General features: G+C 49.7%; 21 protein-coding genes. 3 read left to right on the forward strand and 18 right to left on the reverse strand.

Annotated features, from left to right (window positions below):
* Positions 1 to 10: 10 nt before the first annotated feature.
* The 9 genes from def to AB3351_RS10060 form a co-directional block, all read right to left on the reverse strand.
* Positions 11 to 469 (reverse strand): peptide deformylase, encoded by a 459-nt coding sequence (gene def, locus AB3351_RS10020; RefSeq protein ID WP_371146999.1) that lies wholly within the window; start codon positions 467 to 469, stop codon positions 11 to 13.
* Between the two features lie 59 nt (positions 470 to 528).
* Entirely contained in the window at positions 529 to 2,958 is a 2,430-nt protein-coding gene (gene priA, locus AB3351_RS10025; protein ID WP_371147000.1) for a primosomal protein N', read from the reverse strand.
* 1 nt (position 2,959) lies between these two features.
* The gene (gene coaBC / locus AB3351_RS10030) at positions 2,960 to 4,168 is read right to left on the reverse strand and encodes a bifunctional phosphopantothenoylcysteine decarboxylase/phosphopantothenate--cysteine ligase CoaBC (protein ID WP_371147001.1); all 1,209 of its coding nucleotides are present in this window, start codon (positions 4,166 to 4,168) and stop codon (positions 2,960 to 2,962) included.
* A 114-nt stretch (positions 4,169 to 4,282) separates the two neighbouring features.
* Complete coding sequence (rpoZ, locus tag AB3351_RS10035; protein WP_371147002.1) at positions 4,283 to 4,477, reverse strand: DNA-directed RNA polymerase subunit omega; 195 nt, start codon at positions 4,475 to 4,477, stop codon at positions 4,283 to 4,285.
* Between the two features lie 3 nt (positions 4,478 to 4,480).
* Entirely contained in the window at positions 4,481 to 5,098 is a 618-nt protein-coding gene (gene gmk / locus AB3351_RS10040) for a guanylate kinase (RefSeq protein ID WP_371147003.1), read from the reverse strand.
* A 16-nt stretch (positions 5,099 to 5,114) separates the two neighbouring features.
* Positions 5,115 to 5,375, reverse strand: coding sequence for an extracellular matrix/biofilm regulator RemA (gene remA / locus AB3351_RS10045; protein ID WP_371147004.1), 261 nt, complete (start codon positions 5,373 to 5,375; stop codon positions 5,115 to 5,117).
* Between the two features lie 59 nt (positions 5,376 to 5,434).
* Positions 5,435 to 6,313, reverse strand: coding sequence for a YicC/YloC family endoribonuclease (locus tag AB3351_RS10050; RefSeq protein ID WP_371147005.1), 879 nt, complete (start codon positions 6,311 to 6,313; stop codon positions 5,435 to 5,437).
* Between the two features lie 19 nt (positions 6,314 to 6,332).
* Positions 6,333 to 7,169, reverse strand: coding sequence for a diaminopimelate epimerase (dapF, locus tag AB3351_RS10055; protein ID WP_371147006.1), 837 nt, complete (start codon positions 7,167 to 7,169; stop codon positions 6,333 to 6,335).
* Complete coding sequence (locus tag AB3351_RS10060; RefSeq protein WP_371147007.1) at positions 7,166 to 9,916, reverse strand: cation-translocating P-type ATPase; 2,751 nt, start codon at positions 9,914 to 9,916, stop codon at positions 7,166 to 7,168. Before AB3351_RS10060 ends, dapF begins: the two co-directional genes overlap by 4 nt.
* 329 nt (positions 9,917 to 10,245) lie before the next feature.
* On the opposite strand from AB3351_RS10060, the gene AB3351_RS10065 reads away from it, so the two are divergent.
* The 3 genes from AB3351_RS10065 to AB3351_RS10075 all read left to right on the forward strand — a co-directional run bounded on the left by AB3351_RS10065 (position 10,246) and on the right by AB3351_RS10075 (position 14,419).
* Entirely contained in the window at positions 10,246 to 10,359 is a 114-nt protein-coding gene (locus AB3351_RS10065) for a putative holin-like toxin (protein WP_371147008.1), read from the forward strand.
* Positions 10,360 to 10,677: 318 nt separating this feature from the next.
* Entirely contained in the window at positions 10,678 to 12,405 is a 1,728-nt protein-coding gene (locus tag AB3351_RS10070) for an Rqc2 family fibronectin-binding protein (protein WP_371147009.1), read from the forward strand.
* Positions 12,406 to 12,415: 10 nt separating this feature from the next.
* Positions 12,416 to 14,419 carry an oligosaccharide flippase family protein gene (locus AB3351_RS10075; RefSeq protein ID WP_371147010.1) on the forward strand — a complete coding sequence of 668 codons (2,004 nt, stop codon included), beginning with the start codon at positions 12,416 to 12,418 and terminating at the stop codon, positions 14,417 to 14,419.
* Positions 14,420 to 14,456: 37 nt separating this feature from the next.
* Here the strand turns inward: AB3351_RS10075 and AB3351_RS10080 are convergent, their stop codons facing one another.
* From AB3351_RS10080 to AB3351_RS10120, 9 genes are all read right to left on the reverse strand, one after another.
* A complete protein-coding gene (locus AB3351_RS10080) occupies positions 14,457 to 14,633 on the reverse strand; it encodes a hypothetical protein (protein WP_371147011.1) in 177 nt (58 codons plus the stop codon).
* Between the two features lie 243 nt (positions 14,634 to 14,876).
* Positions 14,877 to 15,518 (reverse strand): orotate phosphoribosyltransferase, encoded by a 642-nt coding sequence (gene pyrE, locus AB3351_RS10085; protein WP_371147012.1) that lies wholly within the window; start codon positions 15,516 to 15,518, stop codon positions 14,877 to 14,879.
* Positions 15,508 to 16,233: an orotidine-5'-phosphate decarboxylase gene (gene pyrF, locus AB3351_RS10090; protein WP_371147013.1), complete on the reverse strand. Its 726-nt coding sequence runs from the start codon at positions 16,231 to 16,233 to the stop codon at positions 15,508 to 15,510. Before pyrF ends, pyrE begins: the two co-directional genes overlap by 11 nt.
* Complete coding sequence (locus AB3351_RS10095; RefSeq protein WP_371147014.1) at positions 16,230 to 17,162, reverse strand: dihydroorotate dehydrogenase; 933 nt, start codon at positions 17,160 to 17,162, stop codon at positions 16,230 to 16,232. Before AB3351_RS10095 ends, pyrF begins: the two co-directional genes overlap by 4 nt.
* On the reverse strand, positions 17,159 to 17,956 hold the full coding sequence (locus AB3351_RS10100; RefSeq protein ID WP_371147015.1) for a dihydroorotate dehydrogenase electron transfer subunit: 798 nt from the start codon (positions 17,954 to 17,956) through the stop codon (positions 17,159 to 17,161). The genes AB3351_RS10095 and AB3351_RS10100 overlap by 4 nt, the downstream gene beginning before the upstream one ends.
* Positions 17,949 to 21,176: a carbamoyl-phosphate synthase large subunit gene (gene carB, locus AB3351_RS10105; protein WP_371147016.1), complete on the reverse strand. Its 3,228-nt coding sequence runs from the start codon at positions 21,174 to 21,176 to the stop codon at positions 17,949 to 17,951. Before carB ends, AB3351_RS10100 begins: the two co-directional genes overlap by 8 nt.
* Entirely contained in the window at positions 21,160 to 22,263 is a 1,104-nt protein-coding gene (locus AB3351_RS10110) for a carbamoyl phosphate synthase small subunit (protein WP_371147017.1), read from the reverse strand. The genes carB and AB3351_RS10110 overlap by 17 nt, the downstream gene beginning before the upstream one ends.
* Complete coding sequence (locus AB3351_RS10115; RefSeq protein WP_371147018.1) at positions 22,263 to 23,561, reverse strand: dihydroorotase; 1,299 nt, start codon at positions 23,559 to 23,561, stop codon at positions 22,263 to 22,265. Before AB3351_RS10115 ends, AB3351_RS10110 begins: the two co-directional genes overlap by 1 nt.
* A 222-nt stretch (positions 23,562 to 23,783) precedes the next feature.
* The gene (locus AB3351_RS10120; RefSeq protein WP_371147019.1) at positions 23,784 to 25,157 is read right to left on the reverse strand and encodes a uracil-xanthine permease family protein; all 1,374 of its coding nucleotides are present in this window, start codon (positions 25,155 to 25,157) and stop codon (positions 23,784 to 23,786) included.
* Between the last annotated feature and the right edge of the window lie 39 nt (positions 25,158 to 25,196).

The raw sequence follows: 25,196 nt of genomic DNA on the forward strand, positions 1-25,196 counted from the left end.
TATGCTTCTATTATTCTTTTCCGGAATACGTCTTCTCTGCAAGGTCAATGAACAGGACGCCATTCAGATGATCAATCTCATGCTGAATCGCACGTGCTAGCAGTTCGTCACCTTCAACGATAATCTCGTTGCCATTGCGATCCTGCGCTTTGGCCTTCACCCAGTGGGAACGGCGCACATCGCCCAGCAACCCCGGGATACTTAAGCAGCCCTCAGGACCATACTGCTCACCTTTTTTCTCAATGATTTCCGGATTGATCATCTCAATGATCCCATCACCTACATCAATGACAACGACACGCTTCGTAATGCCTACTTGCGGGGCAGCCAATCCAACGCCTTCTGCATCATACATCGTCTCGGCCATATCGTCGAGCAGCTTGTGAAGATTCGGATTGAACTTCGTAACCTCTTTGCATCGCTCCCGCAAAACCGGGCTTGGATGTTTGACTATCATTCGAATACTCATCTGCTTTTTCCTCCTACATAAACGAAGCGACCATACGACTTTCGCTTCTGCATCTCTCATCACATCATCATTTGCGGGTCCACATCCACTGTCAGTGTGATTCCCGTCTTCTTTCGTTCTTCGTCAAACGCCTGTACCATGCGGTGAACAGCCGGTAAGACGCGTGGATCGTTTTTATATTTTATCATGCATTGGAATCGATATCTATCTTTAATCCGGGCAATCGGTGACGCTACAGGCCCCAATAAATACGCACCTGGCGGGATGATTTCACGCAGTCTTCCTGCGAACCTCTCCGATGTCTTAACAAGCAGGGGAACATTCTCATGCGCAAACGTAAACAGCACGAGCCGATGATATGGCGGATAGTTCTTCTCATAGCGCTGCTTGATCTCTTCGACGAAGAAGGCTTCGTAATCATGGCGGCTTGCGTATTGAATGCTGTAGTGTTCCGTATTGTATGTCTGAAGGATTACTTCCCCCTTCTTCTCATGCCTTCCTGCCCGACCACCCACTTGTGTCACCAGTTGAAACGTTCGCTCCGCGGCACGAAAGTCCGGCAAATTCAGCATGCTATCTGCGGCCAGCACACCAACAAGCGTCACATTGGGAAAGTCTAACCCTTTGGCAATCATCTGCGTCCCGAGCAGCACATCGCCCTTACCTTCCCGAAAGGCTTCTAACAACTTCTCATGCGCGCCCTTCCGCCCGGTCGTATCCACATCCATCCGTATGACGCGAATCCCCGGAAAATAGCGGGCCAACTCTTCCTCCACTTTTTGAGTTCCCGTGCCAAAAAAGCGGATATGCTCACTGCCGCACTCAGGACATACCTTGGGTTCTCGTTCGGCATAGCCGCAGTAATGACACCGCAGCGTCCGATTGCTCCTATGATACGTCAGCGAAATATCGCAGTGCGGACACTGGGCCACATACCCACAGGAGCGGCACATAATAAATGTGGAGAAGCCACGGCGATTCAAAAACATAACAATCTGTTCGTTGCGCTCAAGCCGCAAATTGATTGCGTCCATCAAGGGCTTGCTAAACATCGTACGGTTTCCGTCTCTTAATTCTTCCCTCATATCCACGACCGTAACCTCGGGTAGCGGGCGATTTCCCACCCTGTCTTTCATCTCAAAAAATTGGATGCGCCCCTTCTGTGCCTCATGGTAGGATTCCATAGACGGGGTAGCACTTCCTAATATGACAATAGCTTGATGATGCAGACCACGATACTGGGCAATCGTCCGAGCATGATAGCGGGGCGTCTCTTCCTGCTTATATGACCCTTCATGCTCCTCATCCATAATGATGAGTCCAAGATTCTGAAACGGAGCAAATACCGCAGACCGCGCACCAATCGCAATCTTCACTTCGCCGCGTCGAATTTTACGCCATTCATCATAGCGCTCTCCTTGTGAAAGGCGGCTGTGCATAACAGCCACCTGCGCACCGAATCTTCCTTTAAACCGATTCACCATCTGTGGTGTGAGCGCAATTTCAGGTACAAGCAGAATCGCTTCCCGTCCTTTAGCAATGGTACGCTCCATAATTTCAAGATATACCTCCGTCTTGCCGCTTCCGGTTACTCCGTGCAAAAGGCACGGGAAATATACAGCAGGTTCCATGCCTTTTGTAATGCCATCTATTACGACCTGCTGCTGTGGAGTAAACGCATGCTTGGCCACAGGTGTAAATGTACGCCCCGCATACGGATCACGATACCCTTCGACCTCTTCTTTACTGAGCAGCTTCTTATCTACAAGGCTTTTTACCGCTTGATGCGAAATGCCCAGCAGTGACAACAGCTCAGGCTGCGAAATCGGCCCATGGAAATGAATAAAATGTGAAAGAATCTCTTTCTGACGCACAGCCGTTTTTGCAAGCGTGCTACAAGCGGCCTCTAGCTCTTCTACAGACACAGCGGGTGAGAGGACCGTCACCGTTTTTTTCGTAACACGATCACCAACAACCTGCTCAATACGAATCCGGTTCTCCTTGATTCCCTCATTGAGCCAAACTCCCGCATCCGGGAACTCTTTCATTATTTTATTCCAGAGTACCGGCTGACGTTTCTTAATCGTTTGATAAAAAACTCTCTCCTCCAAAAGCACAGGAACAAACGCTTCGCCTTCCGGTGTCAGGGTAATCTGTTTGTCATAGCTTGAACGCAGGACAGCCGGAATCATTGATTGAAGAGCCGTATAATGCGTGCACATGTATCGCTCGCTCATGCGACCCGCAAGCCATACCATCTCTTCGGTTAGCGGCGGCTCTACATCGAGCACATCAAGAATGTCTCGTGTCTTCTCTACCTCCGATACTTCCGAAAGTTCAACTACGAAGCCCTGCAGCTTGCGCGGACCAAATGGTACGGACACCCGACTGCCGACAGCGACAAACGGCGCAAGAGAAGAAGGAATTCTGTAATCAAACGGCCGGTCCGTATCAGCAACCGGCACATCGACGACAACGCGAGCATACATCTTATACGCCCCGTTTCACGCGGGCCGCAAGCACCGCATTGAGCAGATGATCGGCAATCTCCGTTTTGTTCATCTGTGGAAGTTCACGGCTTCCCCCGTCTTTCGTATAGATCGTTACAATATTCGTATCGACGCCAAATCCGGCACCGCTTTGCGCTACATTGTTGGCAACGATCATATCTGCATTTTTACGTTCCAGCTTGCCGCGAGCATTCATATCCACATTTTCTGTCTCTGCCGCAAAACCGACAAGGAATTGGTGGCTTTTGCGCTTTCCAAGCTCCGATAAAATATCGCGTGTACGTTCGAACTCCAATACAAGATCACCAGGCTGTTTCTTCATTTTGTGATTGTGCGTCGTTTTCGGCCGATAATCGGCAACCGCTGCAGCCTTGACGACAATATCGCATTTGTCATACCTAGCTATGACAGCCTGATACATATCTTCTGCTGATACTACTTGAACATACTCCACATCCGCTGGAGGCGTAAGATTTGTCATCCCGCTTACCAGCGTTACATGAGCACCACGCTTTGCAGCCGCTTCCGCAATCGCATATCCCATCTTGCCTGATGAATGATTCGTAAAAAAGCGCACCGGGTCTACCGCTTCCCGCGTTGCTCCTGCTGTGACAAGCATCCGTACACCTTCCATATCCCTTTGGGCTCCTTTTGCAAAGAAGCTCTGAATTTCTGCAAGAATATCGACCGGTTCGGCAAGACGTCCCTTACCGATCCATCCACAGGCAAGATACCCTTCAGAAGGTTCAATAAACCGATATCCATACGCTGCTAACTGACGCATATTGCGCTGTGTAGCCGGATGGCCGTACATATTCACATTCATGGCCGGGGCAATCCAGACAGGTGCTTTCGTTGCTAAATAAGCAGTTGTTACAATATCGTCGGCAATGCCGCCCGCCATCTTGCCGATCACATTGGCTGTAGCTGGCGCAACCAAGAATAGATCGGCCCGGTCTGCCACGTCAATATGGGAAATAACAGCAGGATTCGGTTCTTGAAACGTATCGGTCAATACCGGATTGCGCACAAGTGCTTGAAATGTAATCGGCTGTACAAATCGGGTCGCAGATTCTGTCATCAGCACCCATACATCGGCTCCCTGCTGGGTCAGTTTGCTGCATAGATCCGCTATTTTATATATCGCAATGCCGCCGGTTACTCCAATGACAATCGTTTTTCCTTTCATCGGAACCTCTCCCCTCCATTACGTGTACGTTATTAAGAAACATGGAAAAAAAGCGCATATCGCTTCCGCCTGCGCTGGCCCGATATGCGCTTTCTTGTATTCATCTTTACATCCCTATTTACGTTCGAACTCGATTTTGCCTGCATGCATTTCTTCTAACGCTGTGCCGACAAATTTATGAGAAATTGGCTTCTCAATTAAGTATTTGTTTTGTTCACGCATCTGACGTGCACGCTTAGAAGCGATACTAACCAATGTATACTTACTATCTACCTGCTGCAACAACTCATCAACTGAAGGATAAATCATCTGTCAAAAAACCTCCTGAATCCAATCGCGGTATTTGGCGATTTGTCGTTCTTTTTTCAAATGCTCAGCCAAAATAATGGCCTGAATACGATCGCATGCCTTGTCCACTTCATCGTTGACAACTACATAATTATAATGGTCCATCAGCTCGATTTCTGCTTTTGCTACCATCATCCTGTTACGGATACTCTCCTCCGTCTCCGTGCCGCGCCCCGTAATACGGGAACGAAGCTCTTTAAGATCCGGCGGCGCAAGAAATAGGAAAATCCCCTCAGGAAACTTCTCCTTCACTTGCAGTGCACCCTGCACTTCAATCTCTAGGATTACATCGCGGCCGCTTGCTAATGTCTCTTCTACAAACTGGCGCGGCGTACCGTAGAAATTACCAACATATTCTGCCCATTCTAGCAGCTGATCATTCTCAATCATATCTTGGAACTCTTCTTTTGTCTTAAAGAAATAGTTCACCCCGTCTATTTCTCCTTCACGCGGCGCGCGTGTAGTAGCTGATACCGAATATACAACCTGCTTCATGCGCGGCCGAAGCGCTGCGCATACTGTTCCTTTGCCTACGCCGGATGGTCCCGACAAAACAAGCAACAACCCTCTGTCTTGCTTCATACAATCCCCCGTTTACTTATTCGTCAGAGTCATCATCTTTACTTGTCAGTCTGTGCGCCACTGTCTCTGGCTGCACAGCCGACAAAATCACATGGTCGCTGTCGGCTACAATAACCGCCCGCGTACGCCTGCCATACGTGGCATCAATCAGCATTCCACGGTCCCGCGCTTCCTGGATGATCCGTTTAATCGGAGCTGATTCAGGGCTCACGATCGAAATGATACGATTGGCTGAAACAATATTGCCAAAGCCGATATTAATCAATTTAATGGCCATACGTGCATGCCTCCCTGTTTTTGAGCGGGATAAATAAAGTTAACTCTTATTCTACTTCTTTATTCTATATTTTGCACCTGTTCTTTCACTTTTTCTAGCTCAGCTTTCAAATTGACCACCTTTTGACTGATTTCAAGGTGATTTGCTTTGGCTCCAATCGTATTGATCTCGCGATGACATTCCTGCACAAGAAAATCAAGCTTGCGACCCATCGCATCCGATCCGGAGGCTATCTGCTCGAATTGAATGAAATGGCTCCTAAGCCTCGTAATCTCTTCTGAAATATCGGCCCGTTCGGAGAAGAGCGCCACTTCATGAAGCAGGCGCGATTCATCAATCTCCACACGTCCTTGTATATACTCTTGCATGCGGGCAAAAATCCGCTCCCGATAGTTCTCTGTTACTTTAGGAGCAAATGCAGCCAATTGCTCCACCTGACGGCGCATCTCCTCAATGCGTCCTAACACGTCCGCACACAGAGCTTCGCCCTCTTTCTTTCGCATAGACACAAGCATCACAACCGCCTCTTCGACAGCCGCAAGCAGTGGAGTTTCATAGGCATCAGAAGCAGATTTCTCTTCTCCGGTTCGGGCTACATCCGGCAGCAATAAAAGCTCCCGTGCTGATATGGACTGCGTCACTCCAAACCGCTCGCCAGCCTCTTCCATCGCCTCTTTATATTGACGGGCCAACTCCCAATTGATACGAAGCGAAGAAGCAGGCTTGTCTGTCTCTACCGTAATAAATACGTCCACACGTCCTCTGCGTATGTAAGAGAGTACCTTCTTACGCACCGCATCTTCACATGCGGCCAACTCACGAGGCATACGAATCGCCACCTCGCTAAAACGGTGATTAACAGAGCGCATCTCTACCATAAAAGAGACATCTTGACCTTTGTTCTCTGCATGCCCATACCCGGTCATACTGTATACCACGTTACCCTCACCTCCGCCGCTATACCTTATGCCAATGCCCCGTAAATACTTCCGCAGCGGGACCTGTCATATATACACGGTTGTCCGTTTCATTCCATTCAATCATAAGATCGCCGCCTTTGAGATGAACAAGCACCTGACGTCCCGTGCGTCCGGTCAGCGCACCAGCGACGACAGTAGCACAGGCCCCCGTTCCGCAAGCAAAGGTCTGTCCGCAGCCGCGCTCCCATACGCGCATGTCTACTTCCTGCTCTGAAGCCACCGAGACGAATTCAATGTTGGCTTTGTTTGGGAAAAACTCATGCGTCTCAAGCGCCGGACCCCACTTCTCTACATCAAAGCCCGGTGCATCGTTAACAAAAATAACCGCATGCGGATTTCCCATGGAGACGCCGGTAAATGCAAACTTCTGTCCACCTGTCTCAATCGGATAGTCGACGACCTGCTCTTTTGCTACCGCAACCGGAATGGTTTCGCCACGTAAAATCGGTTCTCCCATATCTACCTTTACCTGCACAGCTTTGCCTGATTCGACGGTAAGCCATACATGCTGAATGCCAGCGAGCGTCTCTATGCTCAATGCCTCACCCTGCACAAGTCCGTGGTCATGTGCATACTTGGCCACACAGCGCACAGCGTTGCCGCATTGTTCAGCTTCGGAGCCGTCCGCATTTATAATTCGCATGCGCACATCTGCAGATGAAGACGGCAGGATAAATACCAATCCGTCCGCGCCAATGCCAAAATGCCGGTCGCACATGGCACGCGCCATCTCAGACGCATAATCCGGCACACTCTCAAAATGGGCAACGATAATAAAATCGTTGCCCAGTCCATTCATCTTCGTGAAATTCAACTCTCTCTCACCCTTCCGTGTTTGCCGGGTTTTGCGTACAGCAATGAGAATACTCCTGTCGCAAACGTTGGAATACCGGCCAACAATACGATAAACGTCCATTCATATGCACTCAGTGCCACCGTACCAAAAATAGGCTGCAGCACAGGCAAATAAATTACCGGAAGCACAAGCAGTATCGAAGACAATACCGCAAGCACCAAATACTTATTCTGCATCGGATTCCGGCTAAAAATCGAAATCTCGCTGCGGCAGTCAAACACATGAATTAATTGCGCCATGACAAGTGTGACGAACGCCACGGTCTGCGCTCGGGTCAAATCTGACGGATTCGCTTGATACGTAACCCAAAAGGCCGCAAGTGTTACAAGACCAATCAACAAACCTCGCGAAACGATCTTCCATGCAAGCCCTCTTGCAAACACATTCTCATGACGTGAACGCGGGGGACGTTTCATGGTGGCTTCTTCCGGTTGATCAACTCCCAGCGCCAAAGCCGGCAATCCGTCCGTTACCAGATTAACCCAGAGAATCTGGATTGGTATAAGCGGCAGTGGCAATCCGGCCAGCATGGCAAAAAACATAACCATAATCTCGCCTACATTGGACGCCAGCAAATACCGGATAAACTTACGAATATTATCGTAAATCGTTCGTCCTTCCTCAATTGCCGCCTCAATCGTGGCAAAATTATCGTCAGCAAGCACCAAGGATGCTGCTTCTTTTGTTACATCCGTACCTGCAATTCCCATAGCGATACCAATATCAGCCGCTTTAATTGCAGGTGCGTCATTGACACCATCCCCTGTCATCGCCACAACATGCCCTTTTTTCTGGAGAGCCTTCACAATCCTGAGCTTATGCTCCGGCGATACTCTTGCGTATACATATACATCGTCAACGATGGAGTCGAACTCACTATCGGACATATTATATAAATCCTGTCCATTTACTGTCAACCCGCCTGCCGGAACAATTCCCAGCTGGCCTGCGATAGCTTCCGCTGTCGTCTGGTGATCACCCGTAATCATTACCGTCTTAATCCCTGCCTGCCGGCAGCGCCGAATTGCCTGCTTCGCTTCGGCGCGCGGCGGATCAATCATGCCGGCTAACCCTACAAGCACAAGTCCTTTTTCCGCCATCTGTTCACTGCCAGGCAGCTCGCCTGGACGAAGTTCGCGGTATGCTACGGCAAGCACCCGCAATGCTTGTTTAGCAAGCGATTCATTCGCAAAGACAATTTGCCTGCGCAGCGTCGGGGTCAGCTGTGTCACATGCCCCTTCCACATAATATGTGTGCAGCGGCTGAGCAGTACATCCGGCGCGCCCTTGGTCACCAACATTCGCTTCCCGTACCGATCCTGCGCAACAATGGACATCATCTTGCGTGTCGAATCAAACGGAAATTCCTTAATCCTCGTCCATGTTTCGCCCAGAATGTTACGCGTAATCCCAGCTTTGCCTCCGGCGACAAGCAGCGCTCCTTCTGTCGGATCTCCGTTTACTATCCATTGTTCATCCGCTTTTTTGAACATGCCCTTTTTCTCACCACGCTGTTGCTCTAGGTGCGCATTGTTGCACAGTACACCAAGCTGCAGCAGTTTATACAACGGCCCATGCGCCTGAGCGCGAATAGAGCGGTTCGCCGCAATGAACTCCCCTTCCGGCTCATATCCCATGCCGCTGATTTCAACGATGGAATCATCAAGCCATACATGTGTAACAGCCATTTTATTTTGTGTCAGCGTACCTGTTTTGTCAGAACAGATTACACTCGCACTGCCTAGCGTTTCCACGGACGGCAGCTTACGAACAATAGCCCGCCGCTTGATCATACGCTGTACGCCAAGCGCCAGCGCTACAGTAACAATGGCTGGCAGCCCCTCCGGAATCGCTGCAACCGCAAGGCTTACTCCTGCGAGAAACATTTCGTACATTTCCTGCCCATGAAAAATCCCGGCCGCCACCACCAAGCCGGTCAGGGCAAGCGCTACAACAATAAGAATCTTGCCTAATTGTTCAAGCTTATTCTGCAGCGGTGTTGCCAGCGTCTCCGTCGTCTGCAATAGATCGGCAATTTTGCCCATCTCCGTCATCATTCCAGTCGTTAATACAACAGCATACCCGGTTCCTGCGGTGAGCATCGTGCCCATAAACCCCATATTCACCTGATCGCCAAGCGGAATCTGCCCGTGGGCGAGCACCGTACTGTTCTTCTCAACCGGCACCGACTCCCCTGTCAGCGTAGATTCTTCCACCTGGACTCCATTGGCGGAGAGAAAGCGGACATCCGCCGGAATCCGGTCGCCGCCTTCTAGATAAATAATATCGCCGGGAACAAGCTCTTTGGCAGGAATGTGCATAAGCTGTCCACCACGGATGCAATACGCCATCGGTGCGGTCAATTCTTTCAATGCCGTTAGTGAGCGTTCTGCCCTAAACTCCTGTAGAAATCCAAGAATACCATTAATAATCACAATCGTAATAATGGCAATGGCGTCTACATACTCCCCGAGAAATCCCGAGATCAGCGTCGCCGCAAGCAGAACGAGCACCATAAAATCTTTAAACTGCCCTAAAAACAAGGCGAGCGGCGAGATCTTCTGCTTTTCTGCCAGCATATTAGGCCCGAGTGCTGCGAGCCGCTGTGCTGCCTCTTCTTGAGTTAATCCATGTTTTGTATCCGTTTTTAAAATGTGTGCAAGCTCGTCTTCCGAATAGCTAAACCAATAATGCTGCCCATTCATACAGGTGCCTCCTTTGCTCCGAGCGTATCTTCACCTTAAATGTATTCTGACAAGCCATAAAAAATGCTAGCGATCTGTTTTCTTTATGCACTTGTTCCCGGAGCAAAAAGTGTAGTACGTGTCTTTGCTTCTTATTAAGATATCGGCTGCAAAGAAGAAAAGTGAATACGCTCCCTACAGATGTTATTTAGCCAAAAAAGGAAGCGGAGAAACAAAAAAAGACGCCCTTCTCAGTCGGGCGCACGGCAGATATGATATAATTTTTTTATTGCACAAGCAGATACGGCTCCTCAAGGGTGGTCGGCTCACTCCCACATAGAAAGGGGGTGATGCCTCTGACAGCACATGAAGCTACCATGCAGATGCTTACGTTTGGACTTTTCATCGTAGGTTTTCTGAGCGTAATTATAGCTATTGTCGCTATCGCCACAAAACGGAAATAGACCTCCCTTGAGCCTGGAAGCATAAGGAGAGGTCTATTTATGAACCTTGAGCCGCCCCGGATCGGAGCGTCTATTGTGCATGACCGTCTTGGTGTTACCAGCACCGGGCGGTCTTTTTAGTATATTCACTGCGTGCTGCTTGCACTCATTGTATCACAAACACACCGATGAATAAAAGCGGCCTACGCTACCACCATTTATAATCCAAAAAAATTAAGTTTTTATCTGCGGCAAACACGCACAAAGGAGACAACAAGAAAGTTTATAGTATAATCTATACATTGGCTATCGATACAGATACGCGGAAAGGAGATGCTTATGGCATTCGACGGAATCGTGACACGCGCGGTAACGCATGAACTAGACAAGCTGCTTGCGACCGGGCGCATTATGAAAATTCACCAACCAACAGATACCGATATTGTGATGCAAATTCGGACGCGGAACGGCAATATGCGCCTGCTTCTTTCAGCAAGCTTAAGTTTTCCGCGGATACATATAACGAAAGCAAGCTATCAGAATCCGCTAACAGCACCGATGTTCTGTATGCTGCTCCGCAAATATTGCGAAGGGGCCATCATTGACCGCATCACTCAAGTAGATATGGAGCGGATCATCCACATCGATATTCGAGGAAGAGATGAGCTCGGCGATGATCGAACAAAGCGGATCGTACTTGAGATTATGGGACGGCACAGCAATCTGATTCTTATAGATCCTATAAGCGGCATGATACATGATGGATTGCATCATGTTACGCCTGCAGTCAGCCGTTATCGGACAGTGCTGCCAGGACGGCCTTATCTGGCTCCTCCGCCTCAGGATAAGCTTAATCCGCTAACAGCAACCAAAGACGACTTCGTCCGGCGTATTCGCTTAAATGAAGGTAAAATCGCAAAACAGCTTGTCGCCTCGTTCGCCGGAATAAGCCCGCTGATTGCTGAGGAGATTGTACATCGAGCCGGATTGCCGACGCTCGATGCGCTATGGGCTGCATTTGCGTCTGTTATACAGCCTGTACAAACGCATGATTACACGCCTACTATTGTGCGCACGGAAACAAAAGAATATTTTTCTGCCGTGCCTCTCACTCACACAGCTAGTGTCGATACAGAAACATTCCCGACGATAAGTGAATGTCTTGAGGCATTCTATCACGGGAAAGCGGAGCGCGATGCTGTAAAGCAACGCATGCACGATCTCTTGCGATTGGTTAGTAACGAGCGCAATAAAAACGAGAAAAAAATTGAGAAATTGCGCGAGACAAAACAAAAAGCAGAAGGTGCACGCCAATATCAAATCTATGGCGAACTGATTACGGCAAATATCTATCAAATTACCAGAGGCCAAACAGAAGCAAACGTGATAAACTACTACGAGGAAGAGGCCCCTCTTATGACGATTTCACTCGATCCGGCACTTGGACCGGCTGAAAATGCGCAGGCGTATTTCAAAAAATATACGAAGGCTAAGAACAGTCTAGCTGTTGTAGACAGTCAAATTGCCGCTGCGGAAGAAGAAGTGCGCTATCTTGATGGAATCCTGCAGCAGATTGAAGCAGCCGGACTTGCAGACATCGAGGAAATTCGCGAAGAACTCACTGAGCAAGGCTATCTCCGCGCACGAGCAGGCAAAATGAAAAAAGGAAAACCAAAGAACCCTGTGCTTGAACGCTATACGTCAAGCGAAGGTGTCGCCATTTATGTTGGCAAAAACAACAAACAAAACGACTACTTAACGAATCGGCTGGCCCATGCAGATGATACGTGGTTGCATACAAAGGACATCCCGGGATCGCATGTCGTCATCCGGGGTGAAAGCTTCGGCGATGCTACGCTTGGTGAAGCGGCCACACTAGCTGCTTACCACAGCAAAGCCCGCGGCTCCAGTCAGGTGCCTGTTGACTACACGCTTGTGCGCCATGTTAAAAAGCCGAAAGGCGCAAAGCCCGGCTTTGTTATTTATGAACAGCAGAAAACGCTATTCATCACGCCGGACGATGAAACCGTTCGTGCGCTTGCAAAAACTAAAACCACAACGTCTTGAGGAATGAAGGATGTCAAAAAACTCATTTTTGAAAGGCACGCTCATCTTAACGCTTGCCGCCGTTATCTCACGTGTGCTCGGCGTTGGGCAGCGCGTGCCGCTGCAGCATATTATGGGCAACGACGGGATGACGTTGTATACTATCTCGTACAATATTTACAGCATGCTGCTCATCATCGCCACACTCGGCGTACCGAGTGCATTAAGTAAGCAAATCTCGGAGTATACCGCTATCGGCAAGTATCATGAGGCTCATCAGACATATAAAGCCGCACGCAATTTTGCACTGGTTACCGGACTCATCATGTTTGTCTTTATGATCGTGATTGCTCCGTACTATGCAGAATATGCGCTTGCGCCACAAGCGGAATTGGCGATTCGTGCGATTGCACCCGCCATGCTTCTCTTTCCGCTGATTGCGATTATGCGCGGTTATTTTCAAGGACTACAGTTTATGCAACCCACGGGACTGTCGCAGATTATGGAGCAGATCCTGCGTGTAGCAACGGCTGTCGCGCTGCCATTGCTGCTGTTATACCTAGGCTACAATAAGGACGTAGCCGTGGCCGGCGCCTCGTTCGGTGCTGTGACAGGAAGCATCGCCGCCTGCGGAGTGATGATCTACTTCTATAAGAAACGACGCGGGGAACAAAAACGATTGCTTGCTTCCCAAACGAACTATGCGAAGCTAACATACCGGCAGATCTATAGCAAAATGATTCGGCTCTCCCTGCCAATTACGCTGTCGGCGTTGGCCGTACCACTGATCTACTTTATCGATTCGTCCACTTCACTGCGGTTGTTGACACCGCAGGATGAACGAATTTCATTTGCAGTAAATAACAAGGAAGCGACGGTGGGCGATAAGGAAATAATCCTGCCTGTCGCCCCGTACCTGCATAACAATAAAACAACCATGGTACCGCTTGAGACAGTAAGTGCTGCAATGGGGGCTAAGCTAACCTGGGATGCAGATAAGAAGCGCGTGTTTTATGAGCGTGGCACGGTGAAAGCTACGCTTACGCTTGGCACAGAAGTCAAGCTTGACAACAAATCGTTCGGGCCTTTTGAATATGCTAAAACCGAAGAAGGGAACGTAACCAATATTCCAAGCGTGCCGCTGCGTTTTTTCACGGAGCAGCTTCATACGTATAAGGAAGCGATGGATACACTCGGTATTCTCGGTGGTAGCGCTCAATCGCTTGCTGGACTGCCGATCATCCTTGCCATTGCGCTCAGCTCTTCGATTATTCCTGTCGTTTCTTCGGCTCATTCCCGCCGTGACGAACAGGAAGTCCAGCGCATGAGCTCGATGGCGCTGCGGCTTGCCTTAATTACCGGTGTTCCGATCGCACTGTATCTGACCGTGGCAGCCTATCCGGTCAATGGCTTCTTGTTCAGCAATACCGCAGATACGTACACCAAAGCAGCCTGGATTATTGCGTTCCTGTGCTTTGGAACCATCTTTCAGATCCTGATGATGACCTCTTCCGGTATTCTGCAGGGCTTAGGACGCACCGACCTTCCTATGCGCCATGTGGCAATAGGAATTCTGGTCAAATGGGGCGGTAACTACGCGCTGGCACCGCTGTTCGGTATCTATGGTATTATTACGGCAACATCGCTTTGCTTCATCGTCATTATGGCACTGAACCTGCGAGCGATTAACCGCTATACTCAGCCTGTGATTCTTGGTGAGAAATGGCGCGGCTTCCTGCTTTCCGCTCTTCTTCTCTGCGCCATTGGATTAGGAATCGTATGGATCGGCTTTAAGGTACAGCCGTTTTTCTCGATGCCAGCTTTTCTTTTCTTTGGTATCGAGTCGGCCATCATTGCCGCATGCAGTCTCGCGGGATACGGAATCGCTCTGTTCTGGCTAAAAGGGATTGATGTACAGGAAATCCGCTACTTTCCTCGTGTGGCTCAGAAGGCATATCATCTTCTGGCACGCTACCGCATCGTTCCTGCCTACAGCGATCCGATGAACCAACAACAAAAAAGTGGACTTCCATAACATTGGAGGTCCACTTTTTTATTTGTCTGTATTCACCTTAACGCTTCCAATCATCTTCTAACTTTGCTAGAAGTTGATCGATTTCCTGTATCTCATTCTGGATGCGATGAATGGTACTCTCATCCTGAATTTCTTTCTTTTCTATAAGTTCACAGACAAATTCTTTCCAGTTCTGATGTGATGTATATAAAGTATCCCACTCTCTTTTATCCATCTCATAGATCCGCCCTCTCTGCTGTGTTACTTCAGTATTTTTGACAGGCTGGTATGAGAAAGTATCTATCTAGCTTGCATCTTACTTTCTTGTTCGAAATCGCCCATACCTACTTTCTATACGTATTATTTACCACTTCTCGCTATTCTAAAACCTGACTCAAAATAGATAAAAGAAAAGTGGAGATACCACGCTTTTGCATAGTATCTCCACTTTTCTTCAGTGCTAATCCTATCTGTAGATTTATCCTTGATATGCCTGAGGCTGCTTACGCCAAGCCTTTAATGCCTCGATTTGCTCTGCACGAATGGTTCCTTTCGCTTGGGCAACTTCTAGGAGTGTCGTATAATTGCTCAGTGTGGCGAACGGGAATCCTGCTTCTGCAAATGCCTCCTCGGCCGCAGGAAATTGGTATGAGAAAATAGCAAGCACTGCAAGCACTTCCCCTCCCGCCTCCTGTACGGCACGAGCCGCTTCGATGGAACTTCCGCCGGTCGATATTAAATCTTCAATCACAATGACCTTAGCGCCTTTATCCAATCGACCTTCGATCTGATTTCCTTTGCCGTGTCCTTTTGGCTTAGAGCGCACATACGCCATTGGCAAATTCAACTCTTCCGCTACCCAAGCTGCATGGGGAATGCCTGCGGTTGCCGTACCGGCAATGACCTGAGTCTCACCGTATTGTTCTTGAATAAGTGCTGCAAATGAGCGATAAATAAGACGGCGCACCTCCGGATAGGACATGGTCATCCGGTTATCGCAATAAATAGGGCTTTTAATGCCTGATGTCCATGTAAACGGTTCGTCTGGCCGCAGCGCCACCGCATCAATTTCAAGCAATTTTTCCGCCACTTGTCGCGCGGTATCTATATTAGTTGGCATATTGCTTCACTCCTTCCAAAATATCTTGCAGCGCCTGTTTTGGATTCTGCGCCTGGGTAATTGCCCGACCGATTACAATATAATCTGATCCCAAACCAAACGCCGCCTCTGGTGTAGTTACACGATGCTGATCGCCCATGTCCGTGCTAAGCGGACGGATGCCAGGCGTTACCGTCAAAAAGTCAGAGCCGCACGCTTCTTTAATAAGCGGTACTTCCTTCGGCGAGGCAACTACACCATCGAGTCCAGCCTTCTGTACAAGCTGTGCATAGCGAACCACACACTCCTCTACAGTGCCGGAAATTCCAAGCTCGGCGTTCAGCATATCTTGGGTCGTGCTGGTAAGCTGTGTGACTCCGATGAGCAGCGGACGCGTCCCGCCTGCCGGTGTGCCGCTCTCTAATCCTTCACGAGCCCCCTCCATCATCTTCAAGCCACCCGCCGCATGGACATTCACCATATCCACACCGAGTCCAGCTACGCTTTGCATTGCACCCTTGGCTGTATTCGGAATATCATGTACTTTTATATCAAGAAAGACCGAGTAGCCCTTCTCTTTTATCTGACGTACATAGTCAGGACCGGTCGCATAGTAAAGCTGCATGCCGATTTTGACATATACACCCGTTCCTTCCAATAGATCGATACATTGATTTGCCTCTACAGTATTCGAAAAGTCGAGGGCGACCATGATTCTCTTATTCATTCTGCTCATCGTCTCCACCCCGCTCCTGTCAATTCGCTAATGGTATGAACGCCGTATTGGTCAAGCTTCGCTTCCAATTCTTCAATAATAGAAGGACATATAAGCGGATCAACAAAATTGGCTGTTCCGACCGCTACCGCTGAAGCACCGGCCATGAAAAATTCGATTACATCATCCGCTGATTGAATGCCGCCCATACCGATAATCGGAATATTGACCTGCTGGCTTACCTCATAAATCATGCGAATGGCGACCGGTTTAATGGCCGGGCCGGATAGACCACCCGATCCATTAGCAAGCACCGGACGGCGCGTTTTCAAATCAATCCGCATACCAAGAAGCGTATTAATCATACTGAGTCCGTCTGCCCCTGCTGCCTCCACCGCTTTAGCAATGGCGACCACATCGGTTACATTCGGTGAAAGCTTCACAAACACCGGAACGGTCGCAACCTTCTTAATCTCTGCTGTAAGCTGTGCTGCAATCTCCGGGTCGGTACCGAATGTAATGCCGCCGCATTTCACGTTTGGGCAGGAAATATTAAGCTCAATGCCCGCTACATTTGAGGCCTGTCCCACTCTCTTCGCGACCTGTACATAGTCTTCCGTTACCGTGCCTGCTACATTGACGATGACAGGCAGTTCCGCGAACCGCTCGAGCCACGGAAGCTCGTGTGTCATTACATCCTCAAGTCCGGGATTTTGCAAACCAATCGCATTGAGCATACCTCCTGGTGTTTCTGCAACACGAGGCGTCGCATTCCCTTGTCGTTCTTCTACTGTGGTGGCCTTTACCGCAACTGCACCGAGTTGATTCAAGTCATAAAACTGCGCATATTCGCGTCCAAATCCGAAACAGCCGGATGCCGGCATGATTGGATTTTTCATCTGGATGCCCGCGATGTTGACCGCGAGACGATTTGTGATGGATGTTGTCATACGAGCTGCACCTCCCCGAATCGGAATACCGGCCCATCCGAACAAATCTTCCGGTATTTCTTTCCTTCACCTGGTTCTTGTACCGGGCAGACACAGGCAAGGCAGGCGCCAATCCCACAGCCCATCCGCTGCTCAAGCGAGATATAACCTTCTTTGCCGGCTTTCTGATATGTATCCTGCAGCGCACGAAGCATCGCCAACGGGCCGCAGGAATACAGCACATCCCACTCTGCTGCTGACAGACCGTATGCTTCGGTTAGCACATCAGTCACCAATCCCTTTACTCCCTGTGTTCCGTCCATTGTAACAACATGAACGTCACCAAGTTCGGCCAGCTCTTGCGTAAGAAATACTTGTGAAGCCGTGCCGAATCCGATCACAAATGTAACTCGTACCCCTCGTTTTTTCAATTCCTTGCCAAGATAATATAGTGGAGGGACACCGATACCGCCGCCAACAAGCAGCGCATGCTCGCCTTCTCTTCGCTCTTCTATAGGAAAACCTTCGCCAAGCGGTCCGAGAATATCAAGCGGCTGTCCCGGCACATACTCACTTAGTACACGTGTGCCATGTCCTTCTGCCCGATAGATCATCGTCAAGCGGTTATGAACACCATCCACATCGCAAATACTGATCGGACGACGCAGCAGCGGATCGATGCCTGTACCGCACTTGACATGGACGAACTGGCCGGGCTGCGTCATGCAGCCCACCAGTTCTCCTTCTACTTCTAAACGGAAAATCTTCTCAGCGATTTGTTCATTGGATATGACACGCAGCATGCCTTTATCCATGCACATACGCCTCCTTTGGCGCTTGGAACTGCGGCATTGACTCTGCTCCAAAGGAAATTGCCTCAAGCACGCCGAGTAATGCGCGAGCCGTATCCAGCGATGTTAAGCAGACAACACCATTCTCTGCCGATTCGCGTCGGATACGGAAGCCGTCCCTCTCCGGTGTTTTGCCCTTGGTCAGCGTATTCAGCACAAAGCTTGCTTCTCCCTTACGGATCAGATCAAGCATATTCGGAGAGGCTTCATTCACCTTGCGTACGCAGGTCACACTCATGCCTGCCTCCTGTAGATAGCGGGCCGTTCCCTCTGTCGCCAATAGTTTAAAGCCAAGCTGGTGGAATCCTTTAATGATGTCGATCGATTCTTCCTTATCTTTATCCGCTACGGTCACCAGAAGTGAGCCGTGCGTCGGGATGCTCATGCCGGATGCAATCAGACCTTTGAAGAGCGCTTTAGCTAAATTTTTGTCCCGGCCCATTACTTCGCCGGTTGATTTCATTTCCGGTCCGAGCGTCGTATCCACGCGGCGCAGCTTAGCGAAGGAGAATACCGGAACTTTTACCGATACATGATCTACCTCCGGATGGTATCCCGGTGTGTAGCCAAGCTCTGGAATGGTCTGGCCGAGAATAACTTTGGTTGCGATATTGGCCATCGGCAGACTCGTAATCTTGCTTAAAAACGGAACCGTACGGGAAGAGCGCGGATTTACTTCCAGCACGTATGGTTTATTTTTATGAATGACGAACTGAATGTTCAGCAAACCTTTTATATTCAGACCGCGTGCGATTTGTGTGGTCATGTCGATCAACTCATCCTTCAGCGCCTGTGAAATCGTCTGGGCCGGATATACGGCAATCGAGTCTCCGGAGTGAACCCCAGCCCGCTCAATATGCTCCATAATGCCTGGGATGAGAACGTTAGTACCGTCGCTAATACCGTCTACTTCCACTTCAGCTCCCATTAAGTACGTATCGACAAGCACCGGATGTTCCGGATTAATCTTCACCGCTTCACGCATGTAGGTCAAAAGCTCCTGCTCGTTGTATACGATCTCCATGGCGCGTCCACCCAGTACATATGATGGACGGACAAGCACCGGATAACCAAGTTCCTTTGCCGCTTCAATCGCCGCTTCCACCGATGTGACCGTCTTGCCCGGCGGCTGTGCGATATCGAGCGTGCGCAGCAGCTTTTCGAATTTTTCTCTATCTTCCGCCGCATCAATGTTGGCAAGATCTGTACCGAGTATTTTTACGCCGGCTTTCTCCAGATCAGCCGCCAGATTGATCGCCGTTTGCCCACCGAACTGAACGATTACACCTTCCGGCTTTTCTTTTTCGATGATATGAAGCACGTCTTCAATATAGAGCGGCTCAAAGTATAGGCGGTCCGATGTGCTGAAATCAGTTGATACCGTTTCCGGGTTGTTGTTGATAATGACCGCTTCGTATCCCATTTCCTTCAATGCCCATACCGCATGCACCGTGGAATAATCGAATTCGATACCCTGTCCAATGCGGATCGGTCCTGAGCCAAGCACAATGACGCGCGGCTTTCCTGTCTCTTCCCGCTCATCCTCATCTTCGTATGTTGAATAATAATATGGAGTCGCAGCTTCGAACTCAGCAGCGCATGTGTCAACCATCTTATACACTGGGATAAGGCCTGCTTCTCTTCGCTGCTCCTCAATGGCCGCTTGATCAATGCCTGTTACCTCTGCGATGCGGCGGTCTGTAAAGCCCATCCGTTTAGCACGGCGCAGCATATTCGCATCCAGCTTGCGGGAAGTGACTGCTTCTGCTAATCCCTGTTCAAAGCGGACAATATTTATGAACTTCGCTAAGAAGAAATAATCGATCTTGGTCAATGCATGAATGCGTTCCTCTGTCATGCCGCGGCGCAGCGCCTCCATCACCAGGAAGAGGCGTTCATCATCAGCTTTTACCAACCGACGCTCCAATTCCTCTTGGCTCAGTTCCTTTGCTTCCGGCAGATCGAGGCTGTGCAATCCAATTTCAAGCGAGCGAACCGCTTTATGCAGTGACTCCTCCAATGTACGGCCAATTGCCATCACTTCACCGGTTGCTTTCATCTGTGTACCCAGCTTGCGGTTAGCGGAGATGAACTTGTCAAATGGCCAGCGGGGAATCTTGGTTACGATATAATCAAGCGTCGGTTCAAAGCAGGCATATGTCTGCTGCGTTACCGGATTTTTCAGTTCATCGAGCGTGTAGCCCACGGCAATTTTTGCCGCCATTTTTGCAATCGGATAGCCTGTGGCCTTAGATGCCAGAGCAGATGAACGGCTAACGCGCGGATTTACCTCAATGATGTAGTATTGGAAGCTGTCCGGGTCGAGAGCAAGCTGAACGTTGCAGCCGCCCTGGATATCAAGCGCACGGATAATCTTAAGGGAAGCCGAGCGCAGCATCTGATACTCACGGTCAGACATTGTCTGGCTTGGAGCGACAACGATACTATCGCCCGTATGAATGCCGACCGGATCAATGTTCTCCATGTTGCAGACTACGATCGCATTGTCAGCCGCATCCCGCATCACTTCATACTCAATCTCTTTGTAGCCGGCAATACTCTTTTCGACAAGACATTGTGTAATTGGACTGTACTTTAAGCCGCTGGCGACAACCTCGCGCAGCTCCTCTTCGTTCGTGACGATACCACCGCCGGTTCCACCCAATGTGTAGGCTGGGCGAACGATAATCGGATAGCCGATCTGCTCGGCAAACGCCAGCGCCTCCTCGATCGTATGGATAATGTCGCTTGCCGGTACCGGCTCACCGATCTCATTCATCAGCGAGCGGAACAGCTCCCTGTCTTCCGCTTTTTTGATCGCTTCTAAATCCGTACCGAGCAGCACTACGTTTTCTTCTTTAAGAATCCCTGCTTCGTCAAGCTCAATGGCAAGATTCAGACCAGTTTGACCGCCAAGCGTTGCCAACAGACCGTCCGGCTTCTCCTGACGAATGATGCGGGCAACGAATTCCTTGGTTAGCGGTTCGATATAGACTTTATCCGCCATATTCGTATCCGTCATAATCGTAGCTGGGTTGCTGTTGACAAGGATGACTTCAAATCCTTCTTCTTTTAACGCCTGACATGCTTGCGTGCCTGCATAATCGAATTCTGCGGCTTGTCCAATGACGATCGGACCTGATCCAATCACTAGAATTTTCTTGATGTTATCGAGTCGTGGCATGCGCCTTTTCCCCCTTTACGAATGTAGCTACCTGATCTAAGAAGCGGTCGAATAAGTAATTCGAGTCATATGGTCCCGGTGCGGCTTCCGGATGATATTGTACAGAAAATGCTGGATGACTCTTATGGGCAAGACCTTCTACCGTACCGTCATTAAGGGCAATATGGCTAATCTCAAGCTCGGTATTCTTAACCGATTCAGTGTTAACCGTGTAACCGTGGTTCTGTGATGTAATATGAGTGCGTCCGGTAGCAAGCTCCTTTACCGGATGGTTTCCGCCTCGATGGCCGAATTTTAATTTTTCTGTATCCGCTCCACACGCCAGAGCAAACAATTGGTGACCTAAACAGATGCCGAACAGCGGATATTCACCCAAAATGTCCTGAATCATATGAATGGCCTCCGGTACGCTTTTCGGGTCCCCTGGTCCGTTGGAGAGCAGAATGCCATCCGGGCGAATGCGGCGAATTTCTTCCGCCGTGACATTGTATGGAGCGACGATGACATCGCAGCCGCGATTCGTTAGCTCGCGCAGTATGCCGTATTTTGCACCGAAGTCCACCAGAACAATACGCGGACCGCGTCCCGGCACCGGAAATAGATTCTTTGTAGAGACACGAGCAACCTGATCTTCCATCAGCGGTACGTTCAATTTCTCAAGCAAAGCTTGTACGGGTTCGTCAGATGTTGTAATCACGCCTTTAAGCGTACCGTGCTGCCGAATGATCCGAGTAAGCTTGCGCGTATCCACTTCGGCGATGCCTGGAATGCCGTACTCCTTCAGCATGCCGTCAATTGTCTGTTCGCTGCGCCAGTTGCTCGGCACTTCGCAGTGTTCACGGACGACAAAGCCATGGACGAACGGCCGCATGGATTCAAAATCATCACGGCTGATGCCGTAGTTGCCGATCATCGGATATGTCATGGTTACAATCTGGCCGCAGTAGGATGGATCAGACAGCACTTCCTGATAACCTGTAATCCCTGTATTAAAAACGACTTCGCCCAGTGATTCTTGTTCGGCTCCGAACGAAGTTCCGATAAATACCGTTCCGTCTTCGAGGATCAGTCTCGCTTGTTTTGTCATTATTGTTTCGCTCCTTCGCTGTTCATCTCTTCACTCTGCCATACGATGCGGCCTTCTAGCATAGTCAGTACCGGCCAGCCTTTTAACTTCCAGCCAGTAAACGGCGTATTGCGTCCCTTGCTTGCAAATGCGGTCGGGTCTACCTCTTTTTCTGTTTCGATGTCGATGACCGCGATATCAGCCGCCGCTCCTTCAGCAAGCGTTCCCCACGGCAGGTGGAAAACCTCCGCCGGCGTTTTCGTCATCCGGTCAACGATCTCCTGTAGTGTGAAGATGCCCGGCAGCACCAGCTTTGTATACAAAAGCGGGAAAGCTGTCTCAAGTCCAACGATACCGAATGGTGCAAGCTCCATGCTGCGCTGCTTTTCTTCCTCTGTATGTGGAGCATGATCCGTTACAATCATATCGATTGTGCCGTCTTTTAATCCTTCGATTAATGCATCACGGTCGCGGCGGGATCTAAGTGGCGGATTCATTTTATAATTAGCATCCAATCCCGGAATGTCTTCATCACACAACAGCAGATGGTGTGGACACACCTCTGCGGTTACACACGCCCCGCGCTGCTTTGCTTCTCGAACCAGGCGTACCGATTCAACTGTGCTGATGTGGCATACATGATAGTGTGCTCCGGTGGCTTCCGCGAGCAGAATATCCCGACCTACATGGATCGATTCAGCTTCCGATGGAATGCCTTTAAGCCCGTGCTTCTCACTAAACACACCTTCATGTACGCAGCCGCCTTCCGCCAGGCTGTCATCTTCACAATGCGCGATAACAGGCAGACCGAGGTCAGTGGCCATCTTCATGGCGTCTTTCATCATCTGGCTTGTCTGAATGCCTACTCCATCATCCGATACTGCCATTACACCGGCCTCTTTGAGCGCGGCCATATCGGTTAATTCACGGCCGAGTTCGCGCACCGTAATTGCTCCGATCGGCAGTACTCGTGCACTTCCTTCTTCTTCTGCCTTGCGCAGAATGTGCTGTACCGTATCAGGCGTATCAATCACCGGACGCGTATTCGGCATGCAGGCTACCGTGGTAAAACCGCCGCGCGCAGCAGAGGCCGTGCCAGTTGCAATGGTTTCTTTTGCTTCGAATCCAGGCTCGCGAAGATGCACATGCATATCGATGAATCCAGGTGTGATCAGCTTCCCTGTCACATCCACCACCTTATGACCTTCCGAATTCAGGCCTTCAGCGATAGCTTGAATCACATTTTCTTCAATCAGGATATCCCTTTTGACCAACTCTCCATCTACCAGTATGTTTCCGTTCCGCAAAATTGTTCCCATTGTTTCTCCTCCTATGTAAATGATATCTTGGTTTACTTTGCATCAAAAAAGGCTTCTTACCATTCGTAAGTCCGGTAAGAAGCCTTCTATATATGCTCAGAAAACAAGGAGCCTCTCTTGCAAGCTCGTCTGGACATCTATCCGGACGAAGGCTACCTTTTCTCCTCTATCACATACATCGCGGCACCCTTACCAGACTCACAGGACTGTTTTAAAGGATGATTATGATGCTTGTTCATGCAGTTGTTCAGTTTTTTTTACCTGTCCGAAAGCGACATCCTTATTTGGCAGCAGCGCATGCAGCAGGATACCTAAGAAGGTGGCCATCGCAATGTTGTCGATGGTTAGATTGGCGATGAAGTTGCTGAATGTTACCTCGTGGAAGTCCAATTTGAATCCTCCGATCCCAGTTACCAGCACAATGGCTGCAACCACCATATTTCGCTTATGAGAAAAGTCGATATTGTGCTCCACATACATCCGCATTCCCTGAACAGCGATGATACCGAACAGCACGATCGTGACGCCGCCTAGCACCGGCTTTGGAATCGTCATTAGAAACGCGCCGATTTTACCGACAAAGGCGAACAGGATGGCGAAGCAGGCTGCACCTGCAATGACCATACGGCTGTAGACTTTTGTCATCGCGAGCACGCCCATGTTCTCACCGTAGGTTGTGCTTGGCGGTCCACCCAGGAATGAAGCGAAGAGTACCGCCACACCGTCTCCCGCTATGGAGCGGTGCAGACCTGGATCACGCATCAGGTCGCGATTCATAATATTGGATGTAACCAGCAGGTGACCGATATGCTCAGCCAGCGTAACAAATGCGACCGGAGCGATAATTAACGCGGCCATCCATGCAGCCGGAGATGTGAAAGCCTCTAGTACTTGTCCTGTTATAAAGTGCTCATTTATCCACATGCTTGGGGTAATGAACCACGGTGCTTTTGCTATGCTTGCAAAGTCAATCCATTCCGGATGGCGAATGTACGTATAGATGTATCCAACAATCATACCTGTCAATACCGGAAGTACGGACAGGAAGCCGCGGAAGAACATGTTGGCAATCACTGTCATTGCCAGCGTGACGAATGCCACTTCTACCGCACCGAGCGAGTAGGCTGGCTTGGCCGCATCACTCAGCGGATCATTGAGCGCCCAGCCGACAGCGACACCTGACAGGCTCAGTCCGATGACAACAATGATGGAGGCGATAACGACAGGCGGGAGCAGGCGGTTCAACCAGTTAACCCCGGCCACTTTAACAATCAGCGCTACCAATAGGTACACCAGGCCGGATATGAAGCAGCCGAGCATGGCAGCTCCGACACCGTGGCTTGCGCTTACCGTAATGATCGGACCAATGAAGGCAAAGGAAGATCCGAGATAGTTCGGCAGCTTGCCTTTTGTAATCAGCAGGAACAAGAGTGTTCCGATCCCGCTTGTCAGCAAGGCTACCGATACATCAAGCCCCGTCAAAAGCGGTACCAGCACTGTAGCTCCAAACATGGCAAACAAGTGCTGCAGACTCAGCGGAATCAGCTTTTGAATGGCTGGCGTCTCCTGTACATCAATATAATCTTTCTTCATCATGATTGTTTCTCCTTCCTTTTCAGCCTCGCAGAACTGAGT

Source organism: Aneurinibacillus sp. REN35, assembly GCF_041379945.2.
Classification (GTDB): Bacteria; Bacillota; Bacilli; order Aneurinibacillales; family Aneurinibacillaceae; genus Aneurinibacillus.

What these genes read in the sequence shown, in the direction of transcription:
- priA (WP_371147000.1), bottom strand. Translation starts at nt 2,958, where the DNA reads ATGTATGCTCGCGTTGTCGTCGATGTGCCGGTTGCTGATACGGACCGG.
- remA (WP_371147004.1), bottom strand. Translation starts at nt 5,375, where the DNA reads ATGGCCATTAAATTGATTAATATCGGCTTTGGCAATATTGTTTCAGCC.
- pyrF (WP_371147013.1), bottom strand. Translation starts at nt 16,233, where the DNA reads ATGAGCAGAATGAATAAGAGAATCATGGTCGCCCTCGACTTTTCGAAT.
- carB (WP_371147016.1), bottom strand. Translation starts at nt 21,176, where the DNA reads ATGCCACGACTCGATAACATCAAGAAAATTCTAGTGATTGGATCAGGT.
- AB3351_RS10060 (WP_371147007.1), bottom strand. Translation starts at nt 9,916, where the DNA reads ATGAATGGGCAGCATTATTGGTTTAGCTATTCGGAAGACGAGCTTGCA.
- AB3351_RS10065 (WP_371147008.1), top strand. Translation starts at nt 10,246, where the DNA reads ATGCCTCTGACAGCACATGAAGCTACCATGCAGATGCTTACGTTTGGA.
- gmk (WP_371147003.1), bottom strand. Translation starts at nt 5,098, where the DNA reads ATGAAGCAAGACAGAGGGTTGTTGCTTGTTTTGTCGGGACCATCCGGC.
- AB3351_RS10120 (WP_371147019.1), bottom strand. Translation starts at nt 25,157, where the DNA reads ATGATGAAGAAAGATTATATTGATGTACAGGAGACGCCAGCCATTCAA.
- AB3351_RS10095 (WP_371147014.1), bottom strand. Translation starts at nt 17,162, where the DNA reads ATGACAACATCCATCACAAATCGTCTCGCGGTCAACATCGCGGGCATC.
- def (WP_371146999.1), bottom strand. Translation starts at nt 469, where the DNA reads ATGAGTATTCGAATGATAGTCAAACATCCAAGCCCGGTTTTGCGGGAG.
- AB3351_RS10070 (WP_371147009.1), top strand. Translation starts at nt 10,678, where the DNA reads ATGGCATTCGACGGAATCGTGACACGCGCGGTAACGCATGAACTAGAC.
- AB3351_RS10100 (WP_371147015.1), bottom strand. Translation starts at nt 17,956, where the DNA reads ATGGATAAAGGCATGCTGCGTGTCATATCCAATGAACAAATCGCTGAG.
- rpoZ (WP_371147002.1), bottom strand. Translation starts at nt 4,477, where the DNA reads ATGATTTATCCTTCAGTTGATGAGTTGTTGCAGCAGGTAGATAGTAAG.
- AB3351_RS10110 (WP_371147017.1), bottom strand. Translation starts at nt 22,263, where the DNA reads ATGACAAAACAAGCGAGACTGATCCTCGAAGACGGAACGGTATTTATC.
- AB3351_RS10115 (WP_371147018.1), bottom strand. Translation starts at nt 23,561, where the DNA reads ATGGGAACAATTTTGCGGAACGGAAACATACTGGTAGATGGAGAGTTG.
- coaBC (WP_371147001.1), bottom strand. Translation starts at nt 4,168, where the DNA reads ATGAAAGGAAAAACGATTGTCATTGGAGTAACCGGCGGCATTGCGATA.
- pyrE (WP_371147012.1), bottom strand. Translation starts at nt 15,518, where the DNA reads ATGCCAACTAATATAGATACCGCGCGACAAGTGGCGGAAAAATTGCTT.
- AB3351_RS10080 (WP_371147011.1), bottom strand. Translation starts at nt 14,633, where the DNA reads ATGGATAAAAGAGAGTGGGATACTTTATATACATCACATCAGAACTGG.
- AB3351_RS10075 (WP_371147010.1), top strand. Translation starts at nt 12,416, where the DNA reads ATGTCAAAAAACTCATTTTTGAAAGGCACGCTCATCTTAACGCTTGCC.